Consider the following 26798-nt stretch of genomic DNA (forward strand, 5'->3'; position numbering starts at 1 on the left):
AACGTGGTCAAATTTCGGACGGTAACTACAAACGAATGTGATTAGATACTTCGTTTGGGTATCAATCGATGAATCTCGACGAATTTGTAACCTCCTACGCACCGAACGAGACGCAAAACACGTTCGAACTGGAAAGTTCGAAGCTGCTCGATGTTTCGGTGGACGGTAGCGTCATGGCACGAGCGGGGTCGATGGTCGGCTACACCGGCGAAATTTCGTTCGAACAGAAGTCCGCCGGTGGACTGAAAGGAATGCTGAAACAGAAAGCCACCGGCGAGGGAGCGGTGATGATGAAGGCGACGGGAACCGGCCATCTCTATCTGGCCGACCAAGGCAAAGAGGTCCAACTGCTCGAACTGGACGCCGACGACGAGATCAGCGTCAACGGAAACGACGTGCTGGCGTTCGAGGACAGCGTCAGTTGGGACATCAAGATGATGAGCAGCATCGCCGGAGCGACCTCCGGCGGTCTGTTCAACGTCTATCTCTCGGGTCCGGGCTATATCGCGATTACCACGCACGGCAAACCGCTCGTCGTCCCGACGCCGGTCAGTACCGACCCCAGTGCGACGGTCGCGTGGAGTAGCAACGTCTCTCCGAGTTCGAAGCGGGATTTGAACCTCAAGAGCTTCATCGGCCGCTCCTCCGGGGAGTCGTACCAACTTCAGTTCGCCAACGAAGGCGGATTCGTCATCATCCAACCGTACGAGGAAGTACACCCCGAACAGTGACGGCCTCGTTCGGTCATTAGCTACGATCGCTCCCTGATCACGATATCTCGTTTTCCGCTCTCTTGTCCGGTTGATGCGCGGGACCTTCGGACCCTCCGGCTCGATCCACAGATCAAAAAACACGCTCAAATCCATAAATACAATATACTTTATTAAAAAGGAAAAATAAATATCCTTTTTATGCTATGGTACTAAACCTATTTTAGCTAACGCGGAATGGCTCCCATGAATTTACAAGACAATCAGAACGCTTCTACTCGTTCATTTTTGAACCCGTTTACGAGTGAGTTCCGTCCGTTCGCCCTCGTTCAGCTCATCCTGATTCCACTTCTTTTCACCGGGGTTCTTTACAGAGCGCAGAATTCCCCAGAATGGTTTGGTTCGTTTCATCTCGACCTTCTCTTTCTCTATGTTACACCCCTTTTGTTGCTCGCGCACACGTACTATCGGACCGATAGTGGACTGTGGATACACGTCGCACAGGCGTCTCTGTTGATACTTCTGACCTTCATCCTCCTCCGGCAGCACAACCTGTACATCCCGGGCGACGGACGCACCCTCCACGTCGTGCTGGTCTTCCTTCTGTACGCAGTCTATCCGTTCATCGGGTACGATTTCGTAGCGTTCCTCCGAAGTCGAGCGGTATACGTGGCCGCGTACGTCCTCATGCTCGGGGTGTTCTTTTTCCACGTCAACTCGATGGCCGCCGGTTCGACGAAAGCGTCGTTCGTCGTCTATATGGCGTTGCTATTCGGGGTAAACGTCTTCTTCATTCCGAGGTACGTCTCGCGGAACGTCTTCTTCTGGGGTCTGTCACTCGTCGCTGGGTTTTTCGTCGTGATAGGGCTCCCCGTCTACGTTATCGGGTCGTACGACCTCTGGTGGTTCCAGCCCCAACTCTTCGAGGCCACAGCCACCATTCCGCTGCTCGGGACGGAGTTCCACTACCTGCAATCCGTGCTCGACAATCCGAATATCCTCGCCGTCCTCACCTTCTCCGGAGCGTTTGCAGCGCTCGTGCTTGCCGTCGAAAACGTCTTCCAACGGCGGTTCCTCCTTGTGTCGCTCGCATCCGTACTGTTCTTCCTCAACGGACTCGCCACGTACCTGACGCATGCACGTGCATCGTGGTTGGCCCTCGCGTTGGCCACCGTCGTGTACGCCGGGTACGTTCTGTTCGGTCGTCGGAGCGTTCCGTTTACGGTCGTTCCGCTCGCGCTAGCATCCGCGGTCTTACTTCTCACAATCCTCTTCGCGGTCGGACCGATAGATGCACACGGGCGAGCACCGCTTTGGATGGCCGGACTTCGTGCCATCAAAAACGCACCCTCCGCCCTCGGCTACGGAGTTGTCAACACGCACGCCGTTATCGAACCGTTCGTCACCGACCCGCACTTCCGCGGGTACTCGCCCCACAATTCGTACGTCCAAATCTTCTTGCAAGTCGGCATCGTCGGTGGGATGGCGTATCTCGTAATCGTCCTCGGTAGCATCGTCGAGGGCATCGTTCGATGGAACTCTGTCGACGTGCCGATGCTCGGGTTCGCTCTCGCGTTCGCGGTTCACCAAACGTTTGCGGTGTACACGATGTTCAACAACGCCGTCGCCTCGATACTCGCGATGCTGGTCTTCGGGTATCTCATCTGCGGATACGAACGGTAGAACCGACTCGTTCCTCCCGTGTCCGTGCTTCGTGGTGCCGACCTCAAATCAGTTTGATGATCGCCGCCCACATGAAGAGAGAGATAACGCTCGCAAGTAAAAACGCGATCCAAAAGTCCGAGAAGTCGGGGAAGTCCGGGATAGTCGAGCCAGCGATGGCCATTTCTACTTCACGTTGGACCTCACGGAGTAATTAGTGTTGGGTTCAGATGGACAGTCATTAAATAGACATACGTCTCTTCGACTACCACCTCTGGGTCTTTCAGTGGAGTTTTCCGATGGTGGGGGATTTTCACGGTTTGAGTACACTACAATAATTGTCATATCATCCGAGTTCTTGTTCGTCGAATCCCTATCTCAAGAACAGCAAATAGGGAAACATACTTGTACGAAAATTAAATCAACTAATCAAACCGGAAACCGAATCGCCTTTCTTCTTCGCCCGAGACACCCATCCATGGTCGACGAGTCCGTTCTGATCGCGTTCGTCGCGGGTATCCTCCAAGGCATTTTCGAGTGGCTCCCGATTTCGAGCGAGGGGAATCTCACCCTGTTCCTCCGCGCGATGGGAAGTCAACCGAAAGCGGCACTCCGCTTTTCTCTGTTCCTCCACGCCGGAACCGCAATCGCCGCAACCGTCTACTATCGTGGAGAACTCGAAAACGTCCTCGGTTCGCTTCGGGGGTGGCGTCCCGATTCGGCGTTCGAGAATAGACAAGCCGAACTGTCGTTCCTCGTCGTAGCCACGCTCGCGTCGGGTATCGTCGGAATCCTCGCGTTGAAAACCCTCGATGCGGTCGTCTCCGAACTGGCAGGTGGCGGGTTCGTCGCACTCATCGGTGTGCTCCTGATCGGGACGGGAGTGTTGCTCCGCTTTGCCGACCGGTTCGAACTGGGTACCCGGGAAACCCCCACGTTGACCGACGCGATTCTCGTCGGTGGAATGCAGGGTTTGGCCATCCTTCCGGGTATTTCGCGCTCGGGGACGACCGCAGGGACCCTCCTCTTTCGTGGATACGACGGCGCTGACGCGTTTCGCCTGTCGTTTCTGCTTAGCATTCCCGCGGCCGCGGGTGCAGGTGCGTTGGTCGTCTACGAAACCGGTGGCCTCCCCACTGTCTCCCCCACGGTTGCACTCATTGCACTTGCAACCAGTGCTATCGTCGGCTATGTCACGATCGACGCGTTGTTGCGGGTCGTCGAACGGGTTTCCTTCTGGGCGGTCTGTGTCGGAATCGGGACGCTAGCGATCGCTGGGGGCGTCTTCCTCCTCGTCGTGTAATCTCCTCCGCGTCGAAATCGAACGCTTATGCGGTCCGTTTTTCTCGGCATTCAAAAGCCGATGAACGCGTAGCCGATTCCGAACGTCCCCAAAAGGATACCGGTCGCAATCATGGCCTCGTCTTTCGTCATTTTCTCATCTTCGAGTTATAGTTCCTCAACAATACATTCTTTTATACGAAGTTTGATGAGTTTTAAAGCAAGGATGGGGATTTTGCCAACTTGTGAGTGTTCCGCAACCACTGTCGGGCCACCGGCGTATCGAGTCACCGCTGCCGGTAGGTTACCTCTAGAATCTACGACTGCATTCTTTAGAGGAGGACCAGCAGTGTCTGACCGATTCCGAGCCAGACGGCGGCCGAGAGGAGTACTGCAACGAGGTATCCCTTCCAGAACGATGTCATCTGTTCGCCACCAAGGGCACTTTTCGTTCGCTCAATCCAACGGTGCCGTCCGTCGAAGGTGTCCTATCGGCCCGGAAGACTCTCCCATCCATACTATTTCCTCAACCCCACACGGTATTGTAATGAGGCCTCTACCGTCCGTAAAGATACCATTTCACTACTTCAGTGTCTCTTTACTCCTGGTCCGAACTATAATCTGCAGAAACGGAATGTCCCATTCCACGACTGATTTGACAATTTAATTTTGTATTTTACCCACTATATTGAATTTATTTAGTATTTAATCTGCTTATTTTGGTCAATGTTGGACGTAGCATTTATGATATTGCATATCTCTTTAATCAAATAGTGCTCTCCACATTCCGCTATCGCTTCGCTAGCGTTACTGGAACCATTTCACTCGTGGTACTTTCGGTCCTCATCGCGAACGAACGCGCGGTCCAATCGTTCGTTACCACGAGTTTTCCGGTACTCGATCAGCTTCATTCGACGGTACTCCCGATGCCGAAGATCGGAATTGCGGGCCTCATCACCGCCTTCGTCGTTACGGCGAGCCTCATTCCCATGTTCAAACCACGTCCTCGACGGGTATTGGACACGATTTCGGTCACGGAAAAACGACTGTTCATCGCCGTTTTAGGGCTCGCCACGCTCGGCTACGCGGACTACTCGTACCGTCTCCCTCGCTCGACGCTCATCATCATCACTGCACTGCTTGGGGTCGGTCTGCCCGCGCTATTCGTTTCGATTCGCCGACGTCCGACCGATACCAACGCGCCTGCAATCGTCGTCGGTGACGATGTTCGCTACGTCGCCGACGTTCTCAAAGCTATCAACACGCCCGTGTTGGGATACGTCTCGCCGCCGAGCGGAAACGAGATTCACGAGCGCGAATTGGAACGAGTCGTCACGGACGGTGGAACCGAACAACCGCTCCCGGGCGTCGAACGTCTCGGCGGCCTTTCGCGCTTGGAAAACGTCATCATCGAAAACAGCGTCGATACGGCCATCTTGGCCTTCTCGACCACGGACCGGGCGGAGTTCTTCGGTGCACTCGATACGTGTCACAAGCACGGGGTGACGGCGAAGGCTCCCAGTCGGCACATCGATAGTGTTCTCACGAAGACGGAAGCGACGGAGGACGACGAACTCGTCGAAGTCGCCCTCGAACCGTGGGACTGGCAGGATTACGTGTTCAAACGGGCGTTCGACGTGTTGTTCGCCGCGGCCAGCCTCCTCGCATTTGCCCCCCTCCTCGGCGTCATCGCACTGACGATAAAACTCGACAGCCCCGGCCCCATCTTCTACAGTCAGGCTCGGACCGCGGAGTTCGGCGGCACGTTCCAAGTGTACAAGTTTCGGAGCATGGTCACCGACGCGGAAGCGGAAACAGGGGCCAAAGTCAGCGAGGAGGACAAGGGCGAGGTCGACCCTCGGGTCACGCGCGTCGGTCGAATCCTCAGGCGGACCCATCTGGACGAAATCCCGCAGCTTTGGTCCATTCTCATCGGGGATATGAGCGTCGTCGGACCCCGCCCGGAGCGACCGGAGCTGGATTCCGACATCGAGACCGGCGTCGTCGAGTGGCGAAAGCGGTGGTTCATCAAGCCCGGCCTGACCGGACTCGCACAAATCAGCGACGCCACCGGACACGAACCGGCCAAAAAACTGCGGTACGACGTCGAGTACATCCGCCGACAGTCGTTCTGGTTCGACGTCCAAATCGTGACCCGCCAACTCTGGCAAGTGGTCCGGGACGTCGGTCATCTCGTCCGCGGAGAAGAAGAGCAGTAAGCGAGCGACCCCCGTCGGACCGCGCTAATTTTGTACACGATGCGTGCGGCGTTTCCCGACCGTTCGAAACCGCACGTGTGTCTGGCCGTTCTTCTTCGACGACCTCTCGTCGTGTTTCGAGCGTTCAACGACGCGAACCGATTTCTCCGAGAATCGGTTCCTCGTGTGTTTCTTCAGTAACGTCCTGCCACGTTCGGCAACAATCGTTTTTTATTCCTTCCGTACACACGAATCCGTAGAGACAAATGGAACTACTATCAATTGGGGCGCTAGTTGTATTCTGGGCGAGCTCGCTCGGAATTCTACAGACGTATCTCTTCTATCCCGCGTTACTTCGTGTGTTCACGAGCGACCGTCCACCCGTACAGTCCCCATCGGAATGGCCTTCCACGACGCTCGTCATCGCGGCGTACAACGAGGAGGACGTCATCGAGGAGAAGATAGAAAACAGCCTCGAACTGGACTATCCCGACGACAAGTTCGATATCGTCGTCTTCTCGGATGCGTCCTCGGACAGGACCGACGAGCTCGTGAAAGGGTACGCTGACGAGGGCGTCGAACTGATGCGAATCGAGGGGCGCGTCGGGAAGACGGAATGCCAAAACCAAGTCACGTCGAGGCTCGATTCGGACTTCATCGTCTATTCGGACGCGAACAGCATGTACGAACCAGACGCAATCAAACGGTTGATTGCCAGGTTCTCCGACGGCGTGGGATGTGTCGTTGGCGAACTCCGCTACTCGGACGACAGCGACGTCGAAGGCGAGTCGCTGTACTGGCGCTACGAGCAAGCCATCAAAAAGCTCGAAGCCCGGTTCCATTCCCTCGTGACCGGAAACGGTTCCATCTACGCCGTTCGACGCTCCTCGTACGTCCCCCTTTCACCGGGTGGCATCAGCGATTTCGCCGAACCGCTCGCCGTCGTCAGCAACGGTGAGAGAATCGACTACGCCGACGACGCAGTCGCGTGGGAACGAACCGGTGAATCGGTCGAATCCGAGATGTCCCGACGGATTCGAATCGTGACCCGCTGTTGGAACACGGTCACGGAGTTCACGGAACTCCTCAACCCGCTTCGATACCCCAAATTCGCCTTCCAGTTCATCTCGCACAAGATACTCCGCTGGTTGTCCCCGCTCCTGCTCGGAACCGCGTTCCTCGCGAACGCCGTCCTTCTGCTCCTCGACGCCAACCCGATTTACACGCTCTCGTTCGTCGTACAGGTTCTCTTTTACTTCTCTGCCGTCTTGGGATGGGTCTCGGAGCGATACGACGTGGCGATACCCGGACCGGTACACGTCACCTACTATTTCATCGTCTCCAACGTCGGGATGGTCCTCGGCCTGTGGAAGTTCCTGAAAGGGCAGAACATCGTCACGTGGGAAACCGCGGACAGAACGGGATGATCGCGTTTCGACCTCGTTAGTTCCCTTCTTTCCCGTTCGTCTTTGTCTCCGGCCGTCCTTTTACTTGTAACCGAGCGCCTGTAGCCGGTCTTCGACCATATCCTCGTCGAGCGAGGACTGGTCTTCTTCCTCCGGCGGGTCCGATTTGATGTCCCGTCTGGTTTCGCCCTCGACGACGAACCACGGCACTTTCACGAGTTCGGGAGCGCGGAGGCCGCGTGGATGTCCGTACGCCCGCACAGGAATCGGGGATAGTCTGTCTCCGAGCAGGTTCCCGTGGTCCGCGCTGACGACGGTCTTCCCCGGAATCTCATCGATGATTCGCTGGACGTGTGGGAACACCAGTCTGAGGTTCTCCTCGTAGGCCTCTTTTACCTCGGCGGGCGTGTCCTCGGAGATGTCGTACTGGAGTTCGTTCCAGATGGACCGGTCGCTTCGGAGGTTCGAGTCGTCGGTCGGTGCGAATCCTCGGTGGTTCATACTCCGTCCTTTCTCACCGATGAACGGGTAATGGGGCTGCATGAAGTGGACGATGAGACGCTTGTTCGGATACCGCTCGAAGGCGTCCATCGCCGCATCGACGACCGTCTCTGGGACGACTGTTTGAAGCTCATCGTCCCACTCCGTGAGGAGGTTGATGACGGAGTGAAACACGCCGTCCTCCAACTCCGTCACGTAGGGGTTTGCGGTCACGTACACCGTATCGTGGACCTCCTCGCCGGAAAAATTCCCTTGGATGAACTCCGAACTCTGACTCCCTCTCGACCGTCGAAACTCCAGTTTTCCGTCCAGAACGTTGTTTTCCTCGAAGGTATCGTATCGCGTTCCGTCGAGTATGACCAGCGTATCCCAATCTTCGTCCATGACATCGACACCGATATCGCCTCCCGCTTTTTGATGGACCTTCTTGTTGACCGCTATCCCGATTTTTCTGCATTCGCCCACGGACATTCGCGGATTTTGGAGGAGCTTTTTCACGTTAGACGTGTTATATCGGCCGAAATCTACCATTAAATAGGAGTTGGGAATACAGGAATATAGATGTGGGGGACTAGGATTATTCGTAACTGTTGTTAATGAGTTAATTCATCGTACAGCTCCACGAGATTGGCTTTCTCCTCTTCCCAACAGTACTCGTCGACGACTCTTTGGCGTCCCGCGTCTCCCATCTCGCTTCGTTTCTCTTCGTCCCGCAGGAGCTCTGTGACTGCATCCACGTCCGACTCTCGAAGGGATTCGGAGACGAAGATGCTGTAGTCCGAATCCAAATAGCGCTCGGTCGAGCCGCTTTTCGTCGCGACGACCGGCAGTTCGGCGTACATATACTCGAACATCTTCGTGGGGACGTTTCGCTCGAATCGCGCCGTATCGACCAGCACGAGGCCGAGGTCCGACTGGTAGAGGTAGGCGAACATGTCCTCGTAATCGACGTAGCCGAGGAGTTCGACGGCGGATTCGAGGTCGTGACGCCGGATGTACGATTTGGCTTTCCGCTCCACGTCGTCGTTCTGGAACGGACCGATGAGTCGGAGGGTGACGTCGATATCGCGCTGGCGAAGCTTATGCGTCAGTTTCAACATCCGCTGGAGGCCGCGTTCGCTGTCGAGGCCACCGACGTACGAGAGGGTGTATTCCGAATCGTTCTCTCCGTCCACCTCCCCGAATTCGACGTTTTCGAGGCGTGGGAAGTTCCGAACCGTGACGACCGAATCGTGGCCGCGGTTCGCGAACTGGTTCGCGGTCGGCAGGTCCGCGGTCACGATGCTGTCCATCGCTCGCGCCAACTGCGATTGAACCTGTGGAAATCCGCGAGCGAGAACGGGCTTTATCTCGTCCGGTATCCACTCCCGTACCCGAATCGCATCGGCGTAATCCTCGTGAACGTCGTAGACGACCTTCGAATCCGTTCGAAGGCTCAGCAGGATTCCGACCGTGAGAAGTTCCGGGTCGTGGAAGTGATAGACGTCCGCGTCGGCCTCTATCGCCATCTGATATATCTTCACGAGATGGGACCATCGCTCGACTCGGGAATCCACGGTACCGAGTGTGGTTATCCGTATTCCGTCCTTCGTAGTGTCTTCGTCGTGGTGGCAGAGCAATTCCACCTCGTACCCGGCATCGACGAGCGTCCGGGCCTGCTTATGAAAAATACGGGTGTCGAAGGGCGTATGAACCGTTGTGAGGATACAGACGGAGGTCACACCTCAATACGGTTCCGTGCGGACGATATATCTTTTGTCTTCAAATACGCTCGAAACTATACTAAATTCAGATTATACTAATCTATCGCCTCGACGAGCACCTTGTCGTTCTCGAAGCCGAGCAGATACACGACGACGCCGAAGACGCCGAGTGCGACCGCGCCGATAAGGACGGTTCCGAGGAAACTACCGATTCCCATCAGACGGCCGCCGACCAACACGATGGTGCTCACGAGGATGGCGATTACCCCTTTCCAAAACCGTCGAGAGTACGGCTGAATTCCGAGGAGATACCGAACCTCGACGAGGCGAAGGACGTTGAGCGTCGCGATGGAGCTACTCGTCGCGGCGGCCGCGCCGACGATACCGAACTGGCGGATGAGCAGGAAGTTCAGGCCGATGTTCATCGCACAGACGGCCACGGAATTGATCATCTGGAGCTTTTCGTACCCGGACATGATGAGCAGGTAGCCGGACGGTCCGACCATCGCCGCTGTCGTCTGCCCGAACGCCAAGATGACCAAGGCGAGACGAGCCGATTCCGTGGACGTTCCGAATATTTGGAGTACCGGCCCGGCATACGTCGCGAGGAATATCAACCCTAACACGGTGAAAAAGGAGACCCACTTGGTGACGACCGTATACACCATTTCCAGCCGATCTTTCTTGCCGTTGTGATAGAGGTCGGCGGCGAGCGACGGGAATATCGAACTCGCGGCCTGCAGGACCACGAGTAGCAACATCGACGTTTGATACGCCGCCTGATACCACCCGACTCTCGCGGGTGAAACGAAGAAACCCAACATCAGGATGTCCGTCCACGAGACGAGATACTGCGTGACGAGCGCGACGGTGAGCGGCATGGAGACGAGGAATATCTCCGTGAATTCGAACTGGGGACGAACGTCGAGGGAGATGACGCCGCGTCGCAAGAGGAAGAAGACCGCGAGCAAGACGCCGACCCCTAACGAGACCACGTAGCCCAGAATAGTTAGCCGGAGGTCGTTGAGGACGAACGCACCGACCGCCACGAGGAGAAACGCGACGCTCGATTGGCCGATGTCGCGTGTGTAAACGAAATATTTCGTCTCCTTGAGTCCCTTGGTCGCGTTGCTCGCGACCATCATCGTCGAGAACAACGGTATCCCGACGATGAACAACTGTATCGCGGACCCGAACCGGTTGCCCGTGAAGGCGCTGATGGCCGCCCGGTTGAAATATAGTAGCAGCGAGAGACCCGACCCGATGACGAGGGGCGTTACCAACCCGAGGAGTGCGGTTCCGCTCACCTTCGACGTCTCCTCGTCGTTTCGATATATCGGAATGAACTTCTGTACCGCCGTGTCCAGTCCGAGGCGGGCAGGAATGCTTCCGGCCTTCATGACGACCATTCCGAACGCGAACAGTCCCAACGCGTCAGTTCCCAAGCCCTGTGCGATGACGACGTTTATCGCGTATCGAAGACCTCGACCGACAATCCCGCCGACGAAGGCGATGGAGGCGAATTTAGCGATATTGTTCTTCATGTATCGACCAACGATTCCGTGATGTTAGTGCTTCAATCAAGTTTCCTAAACTCCATCGATAGTTATCTCGTCTCGGTCGGCGTGTCGATGGTTCGTTCAATAGTGGCTGTTGTTCCTATTTTTCAGCGTCCTGACCGACGTCGCTCGATAGCAGTACGCCGTGAGTCCGAGCATCGTGAAGAGATAGCGATTATCGGGAATATCGGACGTCACGAACGCGTTGAATCCCATAAACAGGAGTAGCGCGACGAACAGAATCCGATACGGGTCGCGATGGAGCGGCCGTTTCGGCGCGAGTAGCAAGTACGCGGCGCAACCGAACAACGACCCGAACAGCAACAGACCGAAGAGTCCGAATTCGACGAGGATTTCCAAGACGATATTGTGCGGGTAGTATTTCACATCGCCCATCCCGTACAGAATCGGCCAACTTCCGATGCCGTGGCCGAAAGCTGGCGCCGACAGCCACATCGGTATCGACGCCAGATAGTAGTCGACCCGTCCTTCCACCGACCCCGTGCTTTTGCCGGAGAGCGTTGCGACGATGCGCTGGATGGTGTTCGGGAGTTCGTCGAGATAGAGCAGGACGACGAAGACGATAGCTCCCACCAGTACGACCGCTCCGATCTTTTTCACGAGGTCCGTCCGGGCCAATTCGCGGGGGGACTTCGACAGGTCGAAATACCCGATTCCCAGCCAGAGGCCGGCACCGATGGAGGCAAGAAGCGGACCACGCGCGCCGTTCACGAGCAGGATGAATCCGAACAAAGCACTGAGGGCGATTCCCACTCGCCGTTGCATCTTCGATGACGCTTCGTACAGCGTGTACGCTACCGTGATGAGGAACGCAATCCCGATGACCCTCCCGACGAGGAGATACGTGGCATCGAACGGTCTGAGTTGGCTTTCACCCGCTACGACGATGAATTGGAAGATCGATATCGCCGCGATAACGACGGAAAAGATGACGGTGGCGGTCAAAAAGCGTCGTAGCCGTCTCTTGGATTTCGAGATGATGAGGGCCGGGGCACCCAGCGACCAGAACGTGACGGTGGCGAGTTCTAACGACTTCGAGGTCGCATACTCGGAGCTCGGGGTCCAGAGGTTGCTCAACAACGCATAGCAGATGAACGCCCCCAACAGGACAGTCAGAACCAGTCCGCTTCTCGGTGGGTGTTCCGTTTTCGTTATCAACACGTATCCGCCGACGATAGCTGAAATCACCGCCAGAATGGCCGTCAGATTCCCCGGAACCTTATCCAATATCGGGGCTTGTTTATACAAGCCCACGAAGAGAAAGAGAGTGAACAGCGCTTCGAAGGAGAATAGATTCTGTTTTAGAAGCCTCACGTCAATCCTACCGTCATCCATCAATTTAGGAGAACTCATGTTTTGAAGAACTTTCTCGAACCGTAGTCATCTACAAGCAACGAACAGGGATAATAAAAGCTTGTGGGCTATCGGGAAAACATGTATTAATAATTTAGGACCCTTTCAAAATATATCTTCTCAAACTGAGCCAAAAATCATCGAAAATAAAACCACCGAAATTGCACGTCGCGGTGGGGAATCCCGATTATTTCACCGATGTCACCACGTGAGCCCTTCGTACGTGATTCCCTCACGTCGTTCGACGATTCGACGCCCGTCCACGACGACCGGGTCCGTCATCGATTCGAATTCGTCGTCCAACGCGGCGAACTCGTCCCAATCCGTCACGACGAGCGCCCCGTCCGCGCCATCGAGCGCCGCTGTGGCGGATTCGACGTACTCGATATCGGGGAAATGCTCACGCATGTTTTCGGTCGCGACAGGGTCGTAGGCCACGACGGTCGCACCACGGTTTTGGAGCGCTTCGATGACCGGAATCGCCCGGGAGTTGCGAACGTCGTCGGTTCCCGGCTTGAACGCGAGTCCGAGTACCGCGATGCGCTTGCCCTGAGGCGGAACGTGGTCTTCGAGTAGTTCGAGCAACCGTTTCGGTTGTTTTTCGTTCACTTCGATGGCGGCTTCGACGAGCGACGGTTCGTACCCCTTCTCGTGTGCGGCGGCGACCAACGCGGCCGTATCCTTCGGGAAGCAGCTGCCGCCCCAGCCGACGCCGCTGCGAAGGAATCGCTCGCCGATACGGTCGTCGAGACCGATGGCGTCCATGACCTCGTAGGCGTCCACGTCGTACTCTTTGCAGATATTTCCGAGTTCGTTGACGAGGCTGACCTTCGTCGCGAGGAACGCGTTGTTCGCGTACTTTATCATCTCCGCCTCGCGGATGCCGGTTTCGACGACAGCGGGAGCGGACGACTCGACGAGCGGTTCGAAAACTGCCGACAGCCGTTCGTTCGCGCGCTCGTTCTCCGTTCCCAGAACCACCTTGTCCGGTCCGAGGAAATCCTCGACCGCGCTTCCTTCACGGAGGAACTCTGGGTTCATCGCCACGTCGAAATCCTCCCCTCGGCTCTCGTTCGACGCGTCTTCGATGATGGACCCGAGGACGTCCTCTGTCGTTCCCGGAACGACCGTGCTCTTGACGACGACGAGGTGGTAGTCGTCCTTCGACCCCAAGGCCTCGCCGAGCGAACGGGCTCCCGCCTCGATTATCGACGTGTCGATACTACCGTCCGCGCGGGAAGGGGTCGGCAATGCGAGGAACGTCGCATCCGTCTCGCGGACTGCACCGTAGTCGGTCGTCGCCGTGAGTCGGTCTCCTCCGTGTTCGGCGACGAGTTCGTCCAATCCGGGTTCGTGGATGGGTGCCTGACCGTCGTTGAGTTGTTCCACGATGTCCTCGTCGATGTCGATGTTGGTGACCGAGTGTCCGAGGTCGGCGAAACAGGCGGCGACGGTCGTTCCCACGTAGCCACTCCCGACGATGCTAAGTTCCATTAGGAACGGTACTAATCCCGGTTTCCTTGAACCTTCGCATATGCTTCGGTCTAAAAGTATTTATGACTGGCATCCCCGTTCAAAAGTATGAAAGCTGTAGTCCTGGCGGCTGGCAAAGGTACCCGCCTCCGACCGCTCACCGACGACAAGCCGAAAGGATTGGTCGAAGTGAACGGCAAGCCCATCGTCACCCACTGCTTCGAGCAACTCGCCGAACTCGGCGCGGAGGAGTTCATCGTCGTCGTCGGCTATCGCAAAGAAGACATCATCAGCTACTACGACGACGAGTTCGACGGGATTCCCATCACGTACACGCATCAGCGGGAACAGAAGGGACTCGCACACGCGCTGTTGACCGTCGAGGAGCACATCGACGACGACTTCATGCTGATTCTGGGCGACAACATCTTCCAGGCGAATCTCGAAGATGTGGTTCGTCGCCAGCAGGAGGACCGCGCGGACGCCGCGTTCCTTACCGAGGAGGTGCCGTACGAGGATGCCAGCCGGTTCGGAGTCTGTGACACTAACGACTACGGCGAAATCACGAACGTCGTCGAAAAGCCGGAGGACCCACCGTCGAACCTGGTGATGACCGGGTTCTACACGTTCACGCCCGCTATTTTCCACGCCTGCCATCTCGTGCAGCCCTCGAACCGCGGCGAGTACGAGATCAGCGAGGCCATCGACCTCCTCATCAGAAGCGGTCGTACCATCGACGCGATTCGCATGGACGGCTGGCGCATCGACGTCGGCTATCCCGAGGACCGCGACGAGGCGGAAGAGCGGCTCACGGACGAAGAAGTGGCCAGCCCGTCCGCATAAGGCCACCTCGCACCGTCCTCGCTTCGGTACGTAGCCCGCAACTTTCGGAGACGTCACCGTAACCGCATCGCTCAAACTATTCTACAGTAGAAACGGATTTAATAGAGGGCGCTTCATAAAAAGATGAATGGTCCAAACACCAGTCTCCAAAACGGTCCTCGTCACCGGCGGTGCGGGATTCGTCGGCAGCCACCTCGTCGATGCGCTCGTTCAGGAGAACGACGTTCGTATCCTCGACGACTTGAGCACCGGAAAGCGCTCCAACGTAAACGAAGAGGCGACGCTCATCGAAGGCGATATCCGCGACTCCGAGACCCTCGACCGCGCGACCGAAAACGTCGATCTGATATTCCACGAAGCAGGTGTCGTGAGCGTCCAACAATCCGTTGAGGAGCCGATGCGCGCGAACGAAGTGAATCTCGACGCGACGCTTGCCTTGCTCGAACGAGCGCGAGACCTCGACGCCCGCGTCGTCCTGGCGTCGAGTTGTGCGATTTACGGACAGCCGACCGAAGTTCCGATTTCTGAAGACGAGTCGTTTTCGCCGTCGTCCCCGTACGGCTTACAGAAGTCCGCGCTCGACCACTACGCTCTCCTCTACGAGGAACTGTATGGGTTGGAAACCGTCGCTCTCCGGTATTTCAACATCTACGGGCCGCGACAGTCGAGCGGCGATTACAGCGGCGTCATCAGCATCTTCAAACGCCAAGCGACGAACGGCGACCCGATAACCGTAGACGGCGACGGCGAGCAGACGCGTGATTTCGTCCACGTCGACGATATCGTCCGGGCCAATCTACTGGCCGCGACGACGGAACACGTCGGCGAAGCGTACAACATCGGTACCGGCGACAGCGTTACGATACGCGAACTCGCCGAGACGATCCGTGACGTTTCGGCGTCGTCGTCCGATATCGTTCACACGGACCCGCGTCCGGGGGACATCGACGAAAGCGAGGCCGACATCTCGAAAGCCACGGAGAAGTTAGGCTACGAACCAACGATTCCGTTGGACGAGGGGCTTTCGTCCTTATTGTGACTGTGTAGTCGGCTTTGACAGTACCATTGTCCACAGCACTGTGGTATTCGGATTTTCTCGCCTCTGAAGCGGTCAAATATCGGTGGTGGTGCCGGCGCTCGACCGGACTTGACCAGTGCAGCACAAAAATTCGACCGGAGGGACGTTATGGAACGAAACGATAGCGCTCTCGAGATAAGGGCTGTTGGCATCGCGCTTCCGTGTTTTTCCGGTGATACTACTCCCAGATGCACGCGGAAACCGGCTGGGAGCCGGAAATCGACCTCGAGGAAGGGATAAATTCGGTCTGCCAGCAGTATCGATAGACGGGAACGACGTCCGTCTTCTGTTTTATTGCTCGCGATATCGACCACTGCGTCGTATCGAGCGCAAACATCAATGCATCTCTACTCGCCAAAGCGGACGTCGGTGGAAATCACGCTTATTGAACAGGGGTTTGACTGTAGAGTATGGCGAAACTAGTGTACGACGGGCCGGACGGAACCAACGAACGCGAAATAGATGCGGATGCCATTGCCGACTCCGGCCGAGGAGGTGATATCAGAGTGAATCTCGAAGAGGACAGGTATCTGCACACTCCGTACACTGGTCTTTACTGGATACGAACGAGCGAAGACGAAGAAAAGATGCATTACTCGCACGTATGATGTTCTTTCCGTTCGATTCTCTCACGAACTATTCTCATATTGGGCAAAGGACTTTAGAGCGAGCCTCTCCGAGCGTTGATACATGAACTTCGACCCCACACAGAATCGTGAACGGGTCGCCTGGTGGCTCATCTTCGGTGTACTCGGCTTGATTATCGCGTTTATCCTTTACTCGTACGTCGGAACGATCGTCCTCGGACTGTTCGTCTACTACGCGACGCGGCCGATTTACCGAAGGTTGAGCCATCGGATACAACCACGTAGCCTTGCGGCAGGGCTTGCGTTGGGAGTGCTTGCGTTCCCCGGCATTCTCCTCATCGCGTACACGGTATTCGTGGGTATCCAGCAATTGAGCGAACTCGCAGGAATCGATCTCCGGCAGTACGAGTCCTCGTTGGGGCCGTACCTACAAACTATCCTTGGACAGCAAAATCCCCAAGACGCAATCAATCAAATTCTTTCGAATCCTCAACAACTCACCCAGTATCTCAATCCGCAAACGGCGAGCGGGGTAGTGACGTCGGCCGGTGGCTATCTCGGTGCCGCCGCATCCGGGCTCATACACGTCTTTATCGCGCTCATTATCGCGTTCTATCTCCTCCGGGACGACCAAAAACTCGCTGGCTGGTTTTCATCACAGATCAGCGGGGAGAACAGCGCGACGCACGCTTATTTGACGGAGGTCGACACCGACCTCGAAACGATTTACTTCGGAAACATTCTGAACGCGTTCGTCGTCGCCATCGTTGCAGCCATCACCTACACGGCACTCGATAGCATCGCACCGCCCGAAGTGGGCATTCCCGCAGCGGTCCTCTTGGGACTCTTGACCGGACTCGGCAGTCTGATCCCTGTCGTTGGTATGAAGATCGTGTACGTACCGATTGGCCTCTACCTTGCGGGGCGTTCGCTCGTGACCGCCCCGCAATCGATTTGGTTTCCAATCGTATTTCTCCTGGTTGCCGCGGTCATCGTCGACGGTGTGACCGAACTGCTGTTGCGGCCGTACATCTCCGGTCGGAATCTCCACGTCGGCCTCGTCTTGTTCGCCTACATTCTCGGCCCGCTCCTGTTCGGATGGTACGGATTGTTCCTCGGACCGCTTCTGTTGGTACTGCTCGTTCACAGCGCACGAATCATCCTCCCGGACCTTCTCCACGGCCGGGAGCTAACGCCGTTCGCAACCGCCGCAGACCCGATTCCGGATTCGAATGAGAAAACGAGTGAGGATACAACTGCGTCTGATACAGTCGATACTGAACCATCAGAAACTGACTCATCTACCGAATCGCCCGACGGAGGGGAATGAGGGACCGTCGGTTGACCGTCTCGACGCTCCCTTCTTTGTCACCGGTCGATTTCGAAGTCGTCGCGAGCCGCTTAGAACTGATGCGGAGCGCTCGCGTGCATCCCGACGAACTTCCAATCTTCCCCCCGCTTTGCAAGCGTACCGCTCCACCTGGAATCGAACTCACGGCGCGTTCCACTCGTCGTGTCCGTCCACGCCATCTCAACCGTGTCGCTGAACCAAGCGTGACGGTCGCGTTGGGTCACTCGCAGTTCGTGACTCGTCACCGTCCAGTCCTTCGACTGACGGGTCTGCTCGCGCAACCCCTCTTCGACGGCCTCGTACCCGACGAGTTGCTCCGTGATTCCGAACTTGACCAGCGAGTCGTCATCCGCGAAATATGGATAGAGCGGTTCGCCCTGACGAAGCGATTCGTAGTAGTCACGGACCGTAGCTTCAGCATCGTCGGTTTCCATGGCGAACGAAACTCCTCGTTCAAGTTCCAAAGGTCTTCGTCCCACCCGGTGGCAACGGGTAAATCGACGCTCACCTTCGAAACGAGATGAACGGATGCGAACGACTCGCCAGACGATGTATTACCGATTCCACGGCGCGTCGTCTGGGTCGATGAGACGCTCTTCACGTTCGATGGCGTCTATCGTTGCCATGTCCTCCTCGTCCAACTCCAGTTTCCGTGCTTCGAGGTTGTCCCGGAGGTGCGCCTCGCTCGACGTCTTCGGGATGGCAACGACGTGCTCCTTCGAGGCTAGCCACGCCAACGATACCTGATGGGGCGTCGCGTCGTGTTTCTCCGCGACCGTCTGAATCTCGTCGATTTCGGTCACCTCCCCGCGCGCTATCGGCGCGTAGGCGACGAGCCAGTGGTCGTCCTCGCGGGCGTACTCGTGGAGTTCCTCCTGCTGGAGCAGGGGATGCATCTCGACCTGATGGGCGAATATCGGCGCGTCGAGCGTGTCGCGCGCCTCGTCGAGTTGTTCCGGCGTGAAGTTACTCAGGCCGACGTGCTCGATCGTCCCCTCGTCGTGAAGTTCGTCGAACGCCGGAAGGGTCTCCTCGGCGTCGTACGTGTCGCGCGGCCAGTGGACGTACAACAAGTCCACGCTCTCGACGCCGAGTCTGTCGAGACTCTCGTCCGTGCTGGAGAGCACGTCGTCGTAGGCGAGTGTATCGTCCCACACCTTCGTCGCCAGGAACACGTCGTCGCGGTCGACGTCCGCGCGCTCGATACCATCGCCGACGTACGTCTCGTTATCGTAGGCCTGTGCGGTGTCGATGTGACGGTATCCCATCTCCAGCGCGGTGGAAACGATTTCCGAACACTGTTCCGGGTCGGTATTTTTGTAGGTTCCGAGTCCGATTTTCGATAGTTCGTCCATACGTTTCCGTGTAGACGAACGCACGTGAATGATACGGCCATCACGCCGTCGTTCGATTTTTCGTGATGAACCAGTCGAACCTCGGTCGCTACTCGTCCTGCACGAGCGTCGTCTCGATGAGCCGCGACGTTCCGCGCCTGATTCGGCCGCCGACCGCCGTCGAGGAGATGTCCAACTGTTCGGCGAGCGCTTCGTGCGAGGTCTGTCGCGGTTCCTCGAAATACCCCTCCTCGAACGCGGTCAGCAGGGCCTTTCGTTGGGCCTCGGTCAGCGATTTTCCGTCGGCGGTGAGGCTCTCCTGTTGGTACAGCCGGTCGAGTTCGAACGAGATGCCTTCCTCCCGGCAGTAGCTCCACAGTTTCGACAGCGACTTTCGGTCGGGCAATTGGACGCGGAGGAGCCACCCCTGTCTCACCGACCGCGCTTCGAGCATCATCCCACCGACTTCGGTTGTTTTCGGCGTGACCAGTTTCGTGCCGGGCGTATAACAGAGACGATAGATACGGGTGTCCCCGTGGTCGGCGACCATCTCCCATCGGTCGACCGTCGAATCGTCCCCCAATGCAACCTCGAACGGCTCGAAATTCCCGTCGTCGGTCTCGACGAGAAAGAAAAACATCCCCGTCTCCGGGTCGGTTCCCGTCGTCGGGACGACTTTGATAGCGACGTTCGATACCGACTTTATCGTGGGTGCCAGCGCGAGGTCCGGGTGATGAACCGTGACGTGCGAAATAAACGTCATAGTGGGTTGTAATGCGTTGATTCGCTACGTGTCCCATTCTCGTTGGCATCCATGTTAAACATTCGGTACCACGGAATTGTTCGCGTGGAAACCCGCCGCGTTCCGCCTTTCGCGTTCACTCCCCGTTCACTTCCTGTTCAAAAAGCGCTCACGTGGTCGTCTTTCGGCTCCCACACGTGACCGGTCATCCGTAGCTCCCGGAGGTCGTCGAGCGTTTCGCCGACGGTTCGGCCCTGCTCGCCCATCGCCGCCGTCACGAGGCCGAGCGGAACGCCGTCCTCGTACTCCTCGCCGAGTTCGAGAACGACGGCTTTGAGGTCGGCGCCTTCCGTCGTTTCCCTGATCGACTCGACGTCGGCGATCTCCCACTCGACGTCGTGGCCCGTGAGTGCTCGGTGGCGTCTGTAGAACGCTATCACCTCGTTGGGCGTTTCCGTTTCCCTTCGTTCCCCACAGTTGGGACAGCTGGCGACGAACGGCGTTCGTTCCTGTTCTGTCATCGGTGGTTAGGCGTTGTAGGCCTCTTGGGCCAGTCGGTGGAATTTGTGCAGCGTGTGCTCGTTCGGTCCGAGTTGGGCCTGCGCGAGCGCACCCGATTTCAACCCCTCGTACTGGCGCTCGACCAGTTCGAAGTCCTCCTCCTGCAGTTGGCGACTCGTTCGCACGAACTCCAACTCCTCGTCGGTCATCTCCGCATCCCTGAAGAAGTAGTCGGCGATGAGCTGGAAACGCTCCTCGTCTATGGGGTCGATGATGTACGTGCCGTAACCGTCCGCGGTACCGTACATGTTCACCGTGAAGTTCGGCCACATGTAGTAGAACTTCGCCTCGTGTTCGTCGTGGATCCGGAGGTCGTCGTCCACGTCCTCCTCGTGGGTGTAATGGAGCACCCAGTGATAGTCGTTCACTTCGAGTTCGGAGTCGTTGAGTTGGATTCCTTTGATCCAGTCCTGATGGTTCGCCTGGCAGTGGTCACACTCGGAGTAGTTCCCCCCGAACGTCTTCCAGTTGCACTCGACCTCCGAGACGAATCGTGCGGCGTGTTCGTACTCGTCGAGCGGGAGGACTTCGAGTTCCGTCGCCATCTTTCCGGCCTGTTCCGAGAGCGGTATCGGGTCGGTGTCGAAGTTGACGAACACCAGCGGTCCGATGCGGTCGGTCGAAACCTCCATGAGGCCGTTCGTCTCGGCGTCCAGTTCCGACACGTCCTCGTCGTCCAAGTCGGGATTGAGACTGGCCTCTTCGAAGCTCTTCGGCGTCGTCGAGAGGTCCCCGTCGAGGTCGTACGTCCAAAGGTGGTACGGACACTGAATCCGACTCATGTTGCCGGGGTCGGTCATGGGCGTGTCGTCGACCATCTTCGACCCGCGGTGGGCACAGACGTTGTAAAACGCGCGAACGTCGTCCTCGTCGTCCCGAAGGATGATGACCTGCTTATCGCCCACCGTCCGGGTGAAGAAGTCCCCGACCTCGGGAATGCTGTTGGCGTGGCCAGCGTACACCCAGTACCGCGAGAACACCTTCTCCTTCTCCATCTCGAAGACGTCCGGGCTGGTGAAGTACTCCGCGGGGAGGGCATTCGTTTCGTCGGTGATGTCCGGGCTGACCGCTTCGACCTGATCCGTTCCGTCGTTCCATCGTGTCATGTGACAACTTGTCTCGTCCTTGGGGTATAAAAATGAACCACAGATAGCTCCCCCATTCAAGTGAACCGGTGTTCGCGCCCCGGTTCGAGGACACCAATTCGCGTCGAAACTCCCGCCGGTTCGCTCGTTTTTTCCGGGGAAAACTCTGAAGATGGTCGATTCGAAACATCGTTGGTGGGTATGAGTGACAGTAACAATCGAAGGGACGTCATCGTCATCGGCGTCGGTGGAATGGGGAGCGCAGCCACGTACCACCTGGCCCGACGCGGTTTCGACGTCCTCGGATTGGAACGGTTCGATATTCCGCACACGCATGGCTCGTCGCACGGCATCACGCGTATCATCCGCCGCGCGTACTACGAACATCCGTCCTACATCCCGCTCATCGAGCGGGCGTACGAACTGTGGGACGATTTGGCCGAGCGGACGGGCAGGCCCGTCATCCACCGGACCGGGTCCATCGACGCCGCTCCCGAAGGGAACATCGTCTTCGAGGGCTCGCTGCGCTCCTGTGAGGAACACGACATTCCCCACGAAATCCTCACCGGCGCGGAACTGAACGAGCGGTTCCCCGGCTATCGCCTCCCGGACGAGTACAAGGCGCTGTACCAACCGGACGGCGGGTTCATCGTCCCGGAGGAGTCCATCATCGGCCACGTCGAAGCCGCACAGGAAGCAGGCGCTGACGTTCGCGCTCGACAGCAGGTCCTCGACTGGACGGAGACGCCGGACGGCGGCGTGCGGGTCGAAACCCCGAACGCGTCCTACGAAGCCGACAGCCTCGTGCTCGCCGCCGGTGCGTGGAACTACAAACTCGCGGACGCGCTGGAGGGCCTCGCCGTCCCCGAACGGCAGGTCCTCGCGTGGTTCCAACCCGAAACGCCGTCGCTGTTCGAACCCGACTCGCTCCCCGTGTGGAACATCAGTTCGCCGGAGGGACGGTTCTACGGCCTTCCAATCTACGGCGTCCCCGGATTCAAACTCGGCAAGTACCACCACCTCGACGAACAGGTCGATCCCGACGACTGGAACACCGAACCGGGACCCGCCGACGAACGACTCTTGCGCGATTTCACGGAGAAGTACTTCCCGGAGGCGGCGGGCCAGACCATGCGACTGGCGACGTGCATGTTCACCAACTCGCCGGACGAACACTTCATCCTCGATACCCTCCCGGACCATCCGCAGGTCGCGGTCGGGGCCGGGTTCTCGGGTCACGGATTCAAGTTCGCGAGCGTCATCGGCGAAATCCTCGCCGACCTCGCCGTCGAGGGCGAAACCGACCATCCGATAGACATGTTCGAGTTGGACCGGTTCGATTGAAGAGGCGTCTCTCGCTGAAACGGGGGGACCTTTTTTCAATACCTGTCCTATCTCACAATGACCCTTTTCACACGTTCCCGTCGATGTTAATGTGGTAAATGAGTACAAGTAGCATACTCCCCGATGAAGCCGGGACGCTCATCGTGGGTGCCGGGTGTGTCGGCTGTAGCGCGGCGTACCACTTGAGCGAACTTGGCCGCGAGGATGTCGTCGTCGTCGACCAGGGACCGCTGTTCGAAACGGGTGGCTCGACCTCGCACGCCCCCGGTCTGGTGTTTCAGACCGCCGGGAACAAGTTGATGTCCAAGATGGCTCAGTACACGCGGGAACTCTACGACGACCTCGGCGGCTTCCGGAAGTGCGGCGGTATCGAGGTGGCCTACACGGAAGACCGGTGGGAGTTCCTCAAACGGAAGCGCGAGTGGTCCCGCTCGTTCGGCGTCGAGGACGGGGAACTGCTCTCCCCATCGGCGGTCGAAGAGCGCGTTCCCCAGATAAACGCGGACGTCATCCACGGCGGGTTCTACGTCCCCTCCGACGGGAAGGCCCACGCGGTCGAGGCCTCGGAGGAGATGGCGAATCTGGCGCGCGAACGCGGAGCCGAGTTCTACGGGAACACGAAAGTCATCGACCTCGAAACCGACGACGGGGAAATCGATGCCGTCGTGACCGAACACGGCCGTATCGAGGCCGACGAGGTTCTCCTCGCCACGAACATCTGGGGGCCGCTGTTCGGCGAGATGGTGGACGTCGACGTACCCCTCAAACCGTGCGCCCACCAATATCTCGTCTCGGATTCCATCGACGAACTGGCCGGTTCCGAGCGCGAAATCGAACAGCCGATACTCCGCCATCAGGACCGCTCGCTGTACTTCCGCCAGCACGGTGACGCCTACGGCATCGGGTCGTACAACCACGACCCCCTCCTCGTCGAACCCGAGGACATCTACGGCCCGGACCAACTGGACGACCTCGGACTGGAGTACCCGTCGCTCCGCGAGTTTACGGCCGAACACTTCGTCGAGAACACGCATCCCGACCACGAACAACCGGCGTTCGACGCCGCGAGTGAACTGATTCCCGCGTTCGAGGAGTGTGACTGGGAAACCGAAATGAACGGGATGTTCTGTTTCACCACCGACGGGATGCCGATTCTCGGCGAAACCGAGGATATCGACGGCCTCTGGTGGGCGCTCGCCGTCTGGGTGACCCAATCGGGCGGCGTCGGGAACGTCATCGCCGAGTGGATGGAAAACGGCACCCCGCGACTCGACGGCGAGCGCGTGGACGCGACCGGTGCGTCCATCGACCGGTTCCAAGGCCACCACGGTGCCGACGAATTCGTCCGCGACCGAGCCGCACAGCAGTACCGCGAGGTCTATCAGCTCACCCATCCTCGGAATCAACCGAAGAAACAACGCGGCTTGCGCCGAAGTCCGTACTATCCGCGTCAGCAGGACCTCGGCGCGGAGTTCTACGCGAGCGACGGCTGGGAGTCACCGCAGTGGTACGAAGCGAACGAGGCGCTGCTCGACGAGTACGACGTCCCCGACAGACCCGAGTGGATAGGTCGCAACTGGTCGAAGGCACACGGAGCGGAACACCAAGCGGTCCGCGACCGGGTCGGGCTGTACGACCTCACATCCTTCACCGCCATCGAAGTGCGTGGCTCCGGTTCGGAGCGGTTCCTGCAGGGACTCCTCTCGAACGACATCGACGTGTCGCCCGGACGGGTGCGCTATACGACGATGCTCAACGAGGACGGGGGCATCCTCGCCGACCTGACCGTCTCCCGACTCGACGAGGACCGGTTCCTGATTCTGACCGGCGGCGGCAGTTCGGGGACGACGCAGGGCCGCTGGATTCGAGACCACGCCCCCGACGACGGCACCGTCGAGGTCATCGACCGGACCTCCGCCCGATGCGGCCTCGGCGTCTGGGGACCCAACGCTCGCAAGACCCTCGAAGGACTCGTCGAGACGGACATCTCGCACGACGCTTTCCCCTTCTTCTCCTGTCAGGAGACGTACGTCGGGGGCGTTCCGGTGACGATGCTCCGCGTCTCGTTCGTCGGCGAACTCGGCTGGGAACTGTACGCTCCGCAGGAGTACGGTGCGCAACTGTGGGACGCGGTCTGGGACGCTGGCGAGGAGCACGGCGTCCTCGCGATGGGCGATGCGACGCTCAACTCGATGAGCATGGAGAAAGGATTCCGGCTGTGGGGAACCGACATATCTCCCGAGTACAACCCCTACGAGGCGAACCTCTCCTTTGCGGTGGACATGGAGACCGACTTCATCGGAAAGGAAGCGTTGGCCGAAGCCAAAGAGTCTGGCATCGAACGAAGGCTCGTTCCCGTGACCCTCGACGAACCGGGTGCGGTCGTCGATACGGGCCACCCCATCGTCGACGGCGACGAGATTCTGGGCTACACGACCCGCGCCGACTACGGCTACACCATCGACGCCGGTATCGCCTACGCCTATCTGCCGACCGACTACACCGACGCCGGACAGTCCGTCGAGGTGGAGTACGAAGGCGAGCGGTTCCCGACGACGGTGCGGAACGAACCGCTGTTCGACTCCGACCGGGAGAAGATACTGCGCTGATTCGAGTGTCACGATGACGACGCAGATATCGAACCGTTCGGGACACACGTTCGCGCCAAACCGCACCTGTCATTGCAGTGCACGACGACGACCACACAGATGACTACCAACACGACGGAACGACTCTCCTTTTCGGACATCGAACAGGCCATCGAACGACTCGACGACCCGTCCGTCGTGAAGCGGACGCCCGTCGAACGGAGCACGTCGCTCGACGACCGAACCGGCGGCGAGGTGCACCTGAAGATGGAGCATCTCCAGTGGACGGGGTCGTTCAAAACCCGCGGCGCGTACAACAAAATCGAGCGCGACGTGGTGGGGACGGACACCGAGCGCGTCGTCGCAGCGAGCGCCGGGAATCACGCGCAGGGCGTGGCGCTCGCGGCGACCAAACTCGGCATCGATTCGACCATCGTGATGCCCAAGACCGCACCGCAGACGAAAATCGACGCGACGAGGGGCTACGGCGGCGAGGTGGAACTCGTCGGACAGGACTTCCGCGAGGCGATGAATCACGCACAGTCCCTCGCCGAGGACGGCTCCGCGGAACTCATCCACGCGTACGACGACCCGGCCATCATCGCCGGGCAGGGCACGCTCGGCGTCGAGATGTACGAGGACCTCCCGACCGTCGATACCGTCGTCGTTCCCATCGGCGGCGGCGGCCTCATCTCGGGTATCGCGATGGCTTTCGCCGAACTGTCCCCCGAGACGCGTATCGTCGGCGTCCAAGCGACGGGCGCGGCGACCGTCCCCGACAGTCTGGACAAAGGGATTCCAAAAACGCTCGACTCGGTGGACACCATCGCGGACGGCATCGCAACCGGCGGCATCTCCGAGTTGACGCTCTCGCTCATCGAACAGCACGTCGACGAAATCGTCACCGTGACCGACAGCCAAATCGCGCGTGCGGTTCTCTTCCTCCTCGAGCGGGCGAAACAGGTGGTCGAAGGTGCCGGTGCGGCCTCGGTCGCGGCCGTCATGAGCGAATCCCTCGACGTCGAGGGAGAGACGGTGATGCCGCTGCTCTGTGGCGGAAACCTCGATATGACGATGCTGCAAACCGTGTTGGTGCACGCGTTGACGAACCGCGAGCAGCTCCTTCGGCTTCGGGTGCGCATCCACGACCAACCCGGGGAGATGCAGGAGGTGTCCGGCATCATCGCGGACCACGGGGCGAACATTCGCAACGTCCGCCACGACCGCTCGGCACCGGAACTGGACGTCGGCGAGGCCTACCTCGTCTTCCAGGTGGAGACGAGCGGTGCCGGGCAGGCGAGGAATATCATCCGTTCGATACGCAGTCACTCCTACGAGGTCATCCACGTCAACTCCTGAGTCGGTTTCGGACGCGTGACCGCCATCGTCGAAGTCGAGCGGTTCTCTCTTTCGTTCAT

The 26798-nt window shown here is 58.4% G+C and carries 22 protein-coding genes; 12 read left to right on the top strand and 10 right to left on the bottom strand.

Going from position 1 to position 26798, the window contains the following annotated elements:
* Window positions 1-68 precede the first annotated feature (68 nt).
* From B208_RS0116840 to B208_RS0116880, 5 genes are all read left to right on the top strand, one after another.
* Window positions 69-731, top strand: a complete 663-nt coding sequence (locus tag B208_RS0116840) for an AIM24 family protein (protein WP_007983296.1) — start codon at window positions 69-71, stop codon at window positions 729-731.
* Window positions 732-1157: 426 nt separating this feature from the next.
* A complete protein-coding gene (locus B208_RS0116845; protein ID WP_232423847.1) occupies window positions 1158-2393 on the top strand; it encodes an O-antigen ligase family protein in 1236 nt (411 codons plus the stop codon).
* A 457-nt stretch (window positions 2394-2850) separates the two neighbouring features.
* Complete coding sequence (locus B208_RS0116855; protein ID WP_007983301.1) at window positions 2851-3675, top strand: undecaprenyl-diphosphate phosphatase; 825 nt, start codon at window positions 2851-2853, stop codon at window positions 3673-3675.
* 904 nt (window positions 3676-4579) lie between these two features.
* On the top strand, window positions 4580-5872 hold the full coding sequence (locus B208_RS0116870) for a sugar transferase (RefSeq protein ID WP_007983304.1): 1293 nt from the start codon (window positions 4580-4582) through the stop codon (window positions 5870-5872).
* 338 nt (window positions 5873-6210) lie between these two features.
* Complete coding sequence (locus B208_RS0116880) at window positions 6211-7278, top strand: glycosyltransferase family 2 protein (RefSeq protein ID WP_007983308.1); 1068 nt, start codon at window positions 6211-6213, stop codon at window positions 7276-7278.
* A gap of 60 nt (window positions 7279-7338) precedes the next feature.
* On the opposite strand, the gene B208_RS0116885 is transcribed toward B208_RS0116880, so the two are convergent.
* The 5 genes from B208_RS0116885 to aglM all read right to left on the bottom strand — a co-directional run bounded on the left by B208_RS0116885 (window position 7339) and on the right by aglM (window position 13888).
* Window positions 7339-8142, bottom strand: a complete 804-nt coding sequence (locus tag B208_RS0116885) for an alkaline phosphatase family protein (RefSeq protein ID WP_018129006.1) — start codon at window positions 8140-8142, stop codon at window positions 7339-7341.
* A gap of 209 nt (window positions 8143-8351) precedes the next feature.
* Window positions 8352-9479: a glycosyltransferase family 4 protein gene (locus B208_RS0116890; protein ID WP_007983312.1), complete on the bottom strand. Its 1128-nt coding sequence runs from the start codon at window positions 9477-9479 to the stop codon at window positions 8352-8354.
* Between the two features lie 77 nt (window positions 9480-9556).
* Window positions 9557-11005, bottom strand: coding sequence for an oligosaccharide flippase family protein (locus B208_RS0116895; RefSeq protein WP_007983314.1), 1449 nt, complete (start codon window positions 11003-11005; stop codon window positions 9557-9559).
* Between the two features lie 96 nt (window positions 11006-11101).
* Window positions 11102-12268 (bottom strand): O-antigen ligase family protein, encoded by a 1167-nt coding sequence (locus B208_RS0116900; protein WP_007983316.1) that lies wholly within the window; start codon window positions 12266-12268, stop codon window positions 11102-11104.
* A gap of 327 nt (window positions 12269-12595) precedes the next feature.
* Entirely contained in the window at window positions 12596-13888 is a 1293-nt protein-coding gene (aglM, locus tag B208_RS0116905; RefSeq protein WP_007983318.1) for a UDP-glucose 6-dehydrogenase AglM, read from the bottom strand.
* Between the two features lie 87 nt (window positions 13889-13975).
* On the opposite strand from aglM, the gene aglF reads away from it, so the two are divergent.
* The 4 genes from aglF (at window position 13976) to B208_RS0116925 (ending at window position 17705) form a co-directional block, all read left to right on the top strand.
* Complete coding sequence (gene aglF / locus B208_RS0116910; RefSeq protein WP_007983320.1) at window positions 13976-14710, top strand: UTP--glucose-1-phosphate uridylyltransferase AglF; 735 nt, start codon at window positions 13976-13978, stop codon at window positions 14708-14710.
* A gap of 127 nt (window positions 14711-14837) precedes the next feature.
* On the top strand, window positions 14838-15749 hold the full coding sequence (locus tag B208_RS0116915) for an NAD-dependent epimerase/dehydratase family protein (RefSeq protein WP_007983321.1): 912 nt from the start codon (window positions 14838-14840) through the stop codon (window positions 15747-15749).
* Between the two features lie 449 nt (window positions 15750-16198).
* Window positions 16199-16396: a hypothetical protein gene (locus tag B208_RS23385; RefSeq protein ID WP_007983323.1), complete on the top strand. Its 198-nt coding sequence runs from the start codon at window positions 16199-16201 to the stop codon at window positions 16394-16396.
* Window positions 16397-16478: 82 nt separating this feature from the next.
* The gene (locus B208_RS0116925; RefSeq protein WP_007983325.1) at window positions 16479-17705 is read left to right on the top strand and encodes an AI-2E family transporter; all 1227 of its coding nucleotides are present in this window, start codon (window positions 16479-16481) and stop codon (window positions 17703-17705) included.
* Between the two features lie 71 nt (window positions 17706-17776).
* Here the strand turns inward: B208_RS0116925 and B208_RS0116930 are convergent, their stop codons facing one another.
* The 5 genes from B208_RS0116930 to B208_RS0116950 all read right to left on the bottom strand — a co-directional run bounded on the left by B208_RS0116930 (window position 17777) and on the right by B208_RS0116950 (window position 21469).
* Window positions 17777-18160, bottom strand: coding sequence for a nuclear transport factor 2 family protein (locus B208_RS0116930; RefSeq protein ID WP_007983327.1), 384 nt, complete (start codon window positions 18158-18160; stop codon window positions 17777-17779).
* 120 nt (window positions 18161-18280) lie between these two features.
* The gene (locus tag B208_RS0116935) at window positions 18281-19081 is read right to left on the bottom strand and encodes an aldo/keto reductase (RefSeq protein ID WP_007983329.1); all 801 of its coding nucleotides are present in this window, start codon (window positions 19079-19081) and stop codon (window positions 18281-18283) included.
* 88 nt (window positions 19082-19169) lie between these two features.
* Complete coding sequence (locus B208_RS0116940) at window positions 19170-19823, bottom strand: helix-turn-helix domain-containing protein (protein ID WP_007983331.1); 654 nt, start codon at window positions 19821-19823, stop codon at window positions 19170-19172.
* A 137-nt stretch (window positions 19824-19960) separates the two neighbouring features.
* Window positions 19961-20323, bottom strand: a complete 363-nt coding sequence (locus B208_RS0116945; protein ID WP_007983333.1) for a hypothetical protein — start codon at window positions 20321-20323, stop codon at window positions 19961-19963.
* 6 nt (window positions 20324-20329) lie between these two features.
* Window positions 20330-21469, bottom strand: coding sequence for an aromatic ring-hydroxylating oxygenase subunit alpha (locus B208_RS0116950; protein ID WP_007983334.1), 1140 nt, complete (start codon window positions 21467-21469; stop codon window positions 20330-20332).
* A gap of 180 nt (window positions 21470-21649) precedes the next feature.
* On the opposite strand from B208_RS0116950, the gene solA reads away from it, so the two are divergent.
* The 3 genes from solA to ilvA all read left to right on the top strand — a co-directional run bounded on the left by solA (window position 21650) and on the right by ilvA (window position 26739).
* Entirely contained in the window at window positions 21650-22792 is a 1143-nt protein-coding gene (solA, locus tag B208_RS0116955; RefSeq protein ID WP_007983336.1) for an N-methyl-L-tryptophan oxidase, read from the top strand.
* 98 nt (window positions 22793-22890) lie between these two features.
* Entirely contained in the window at window positions 22891-25401 is a 2511-nt protein-coding gene (locus B208_RS0116960; protein ID WP_007983339.1) for a GcvT family protein, read from the top strand.
* Window positions 25402-25500: 99 nt separating this feature from the next.
* The gene (ilvA, locus tag B208_RS0116965; protein ID WP_007983340.1) at window positions 25501-26739 is read left to right on the top strand and encodes a threonine ammonia-lyase; all 1239 of its coding nucleotides are present in this window, start codon (window positions 25501-25503) and stop codon (window positions 26737-26739) included.
* Window positions 26740-26798: the final 59 nt, after the last annotated feature.

The organism is Haladaptatus paucihalophilus DX253, from assembly GCF_000376445.1.
Taxonomy (GTDB): domain Archaea; phylum Halobacteriota; class Halobacteria; order Halobacteriales; family Haladaptataceae; genus Haladaptatus; species Haladaptatus paucihalophilus.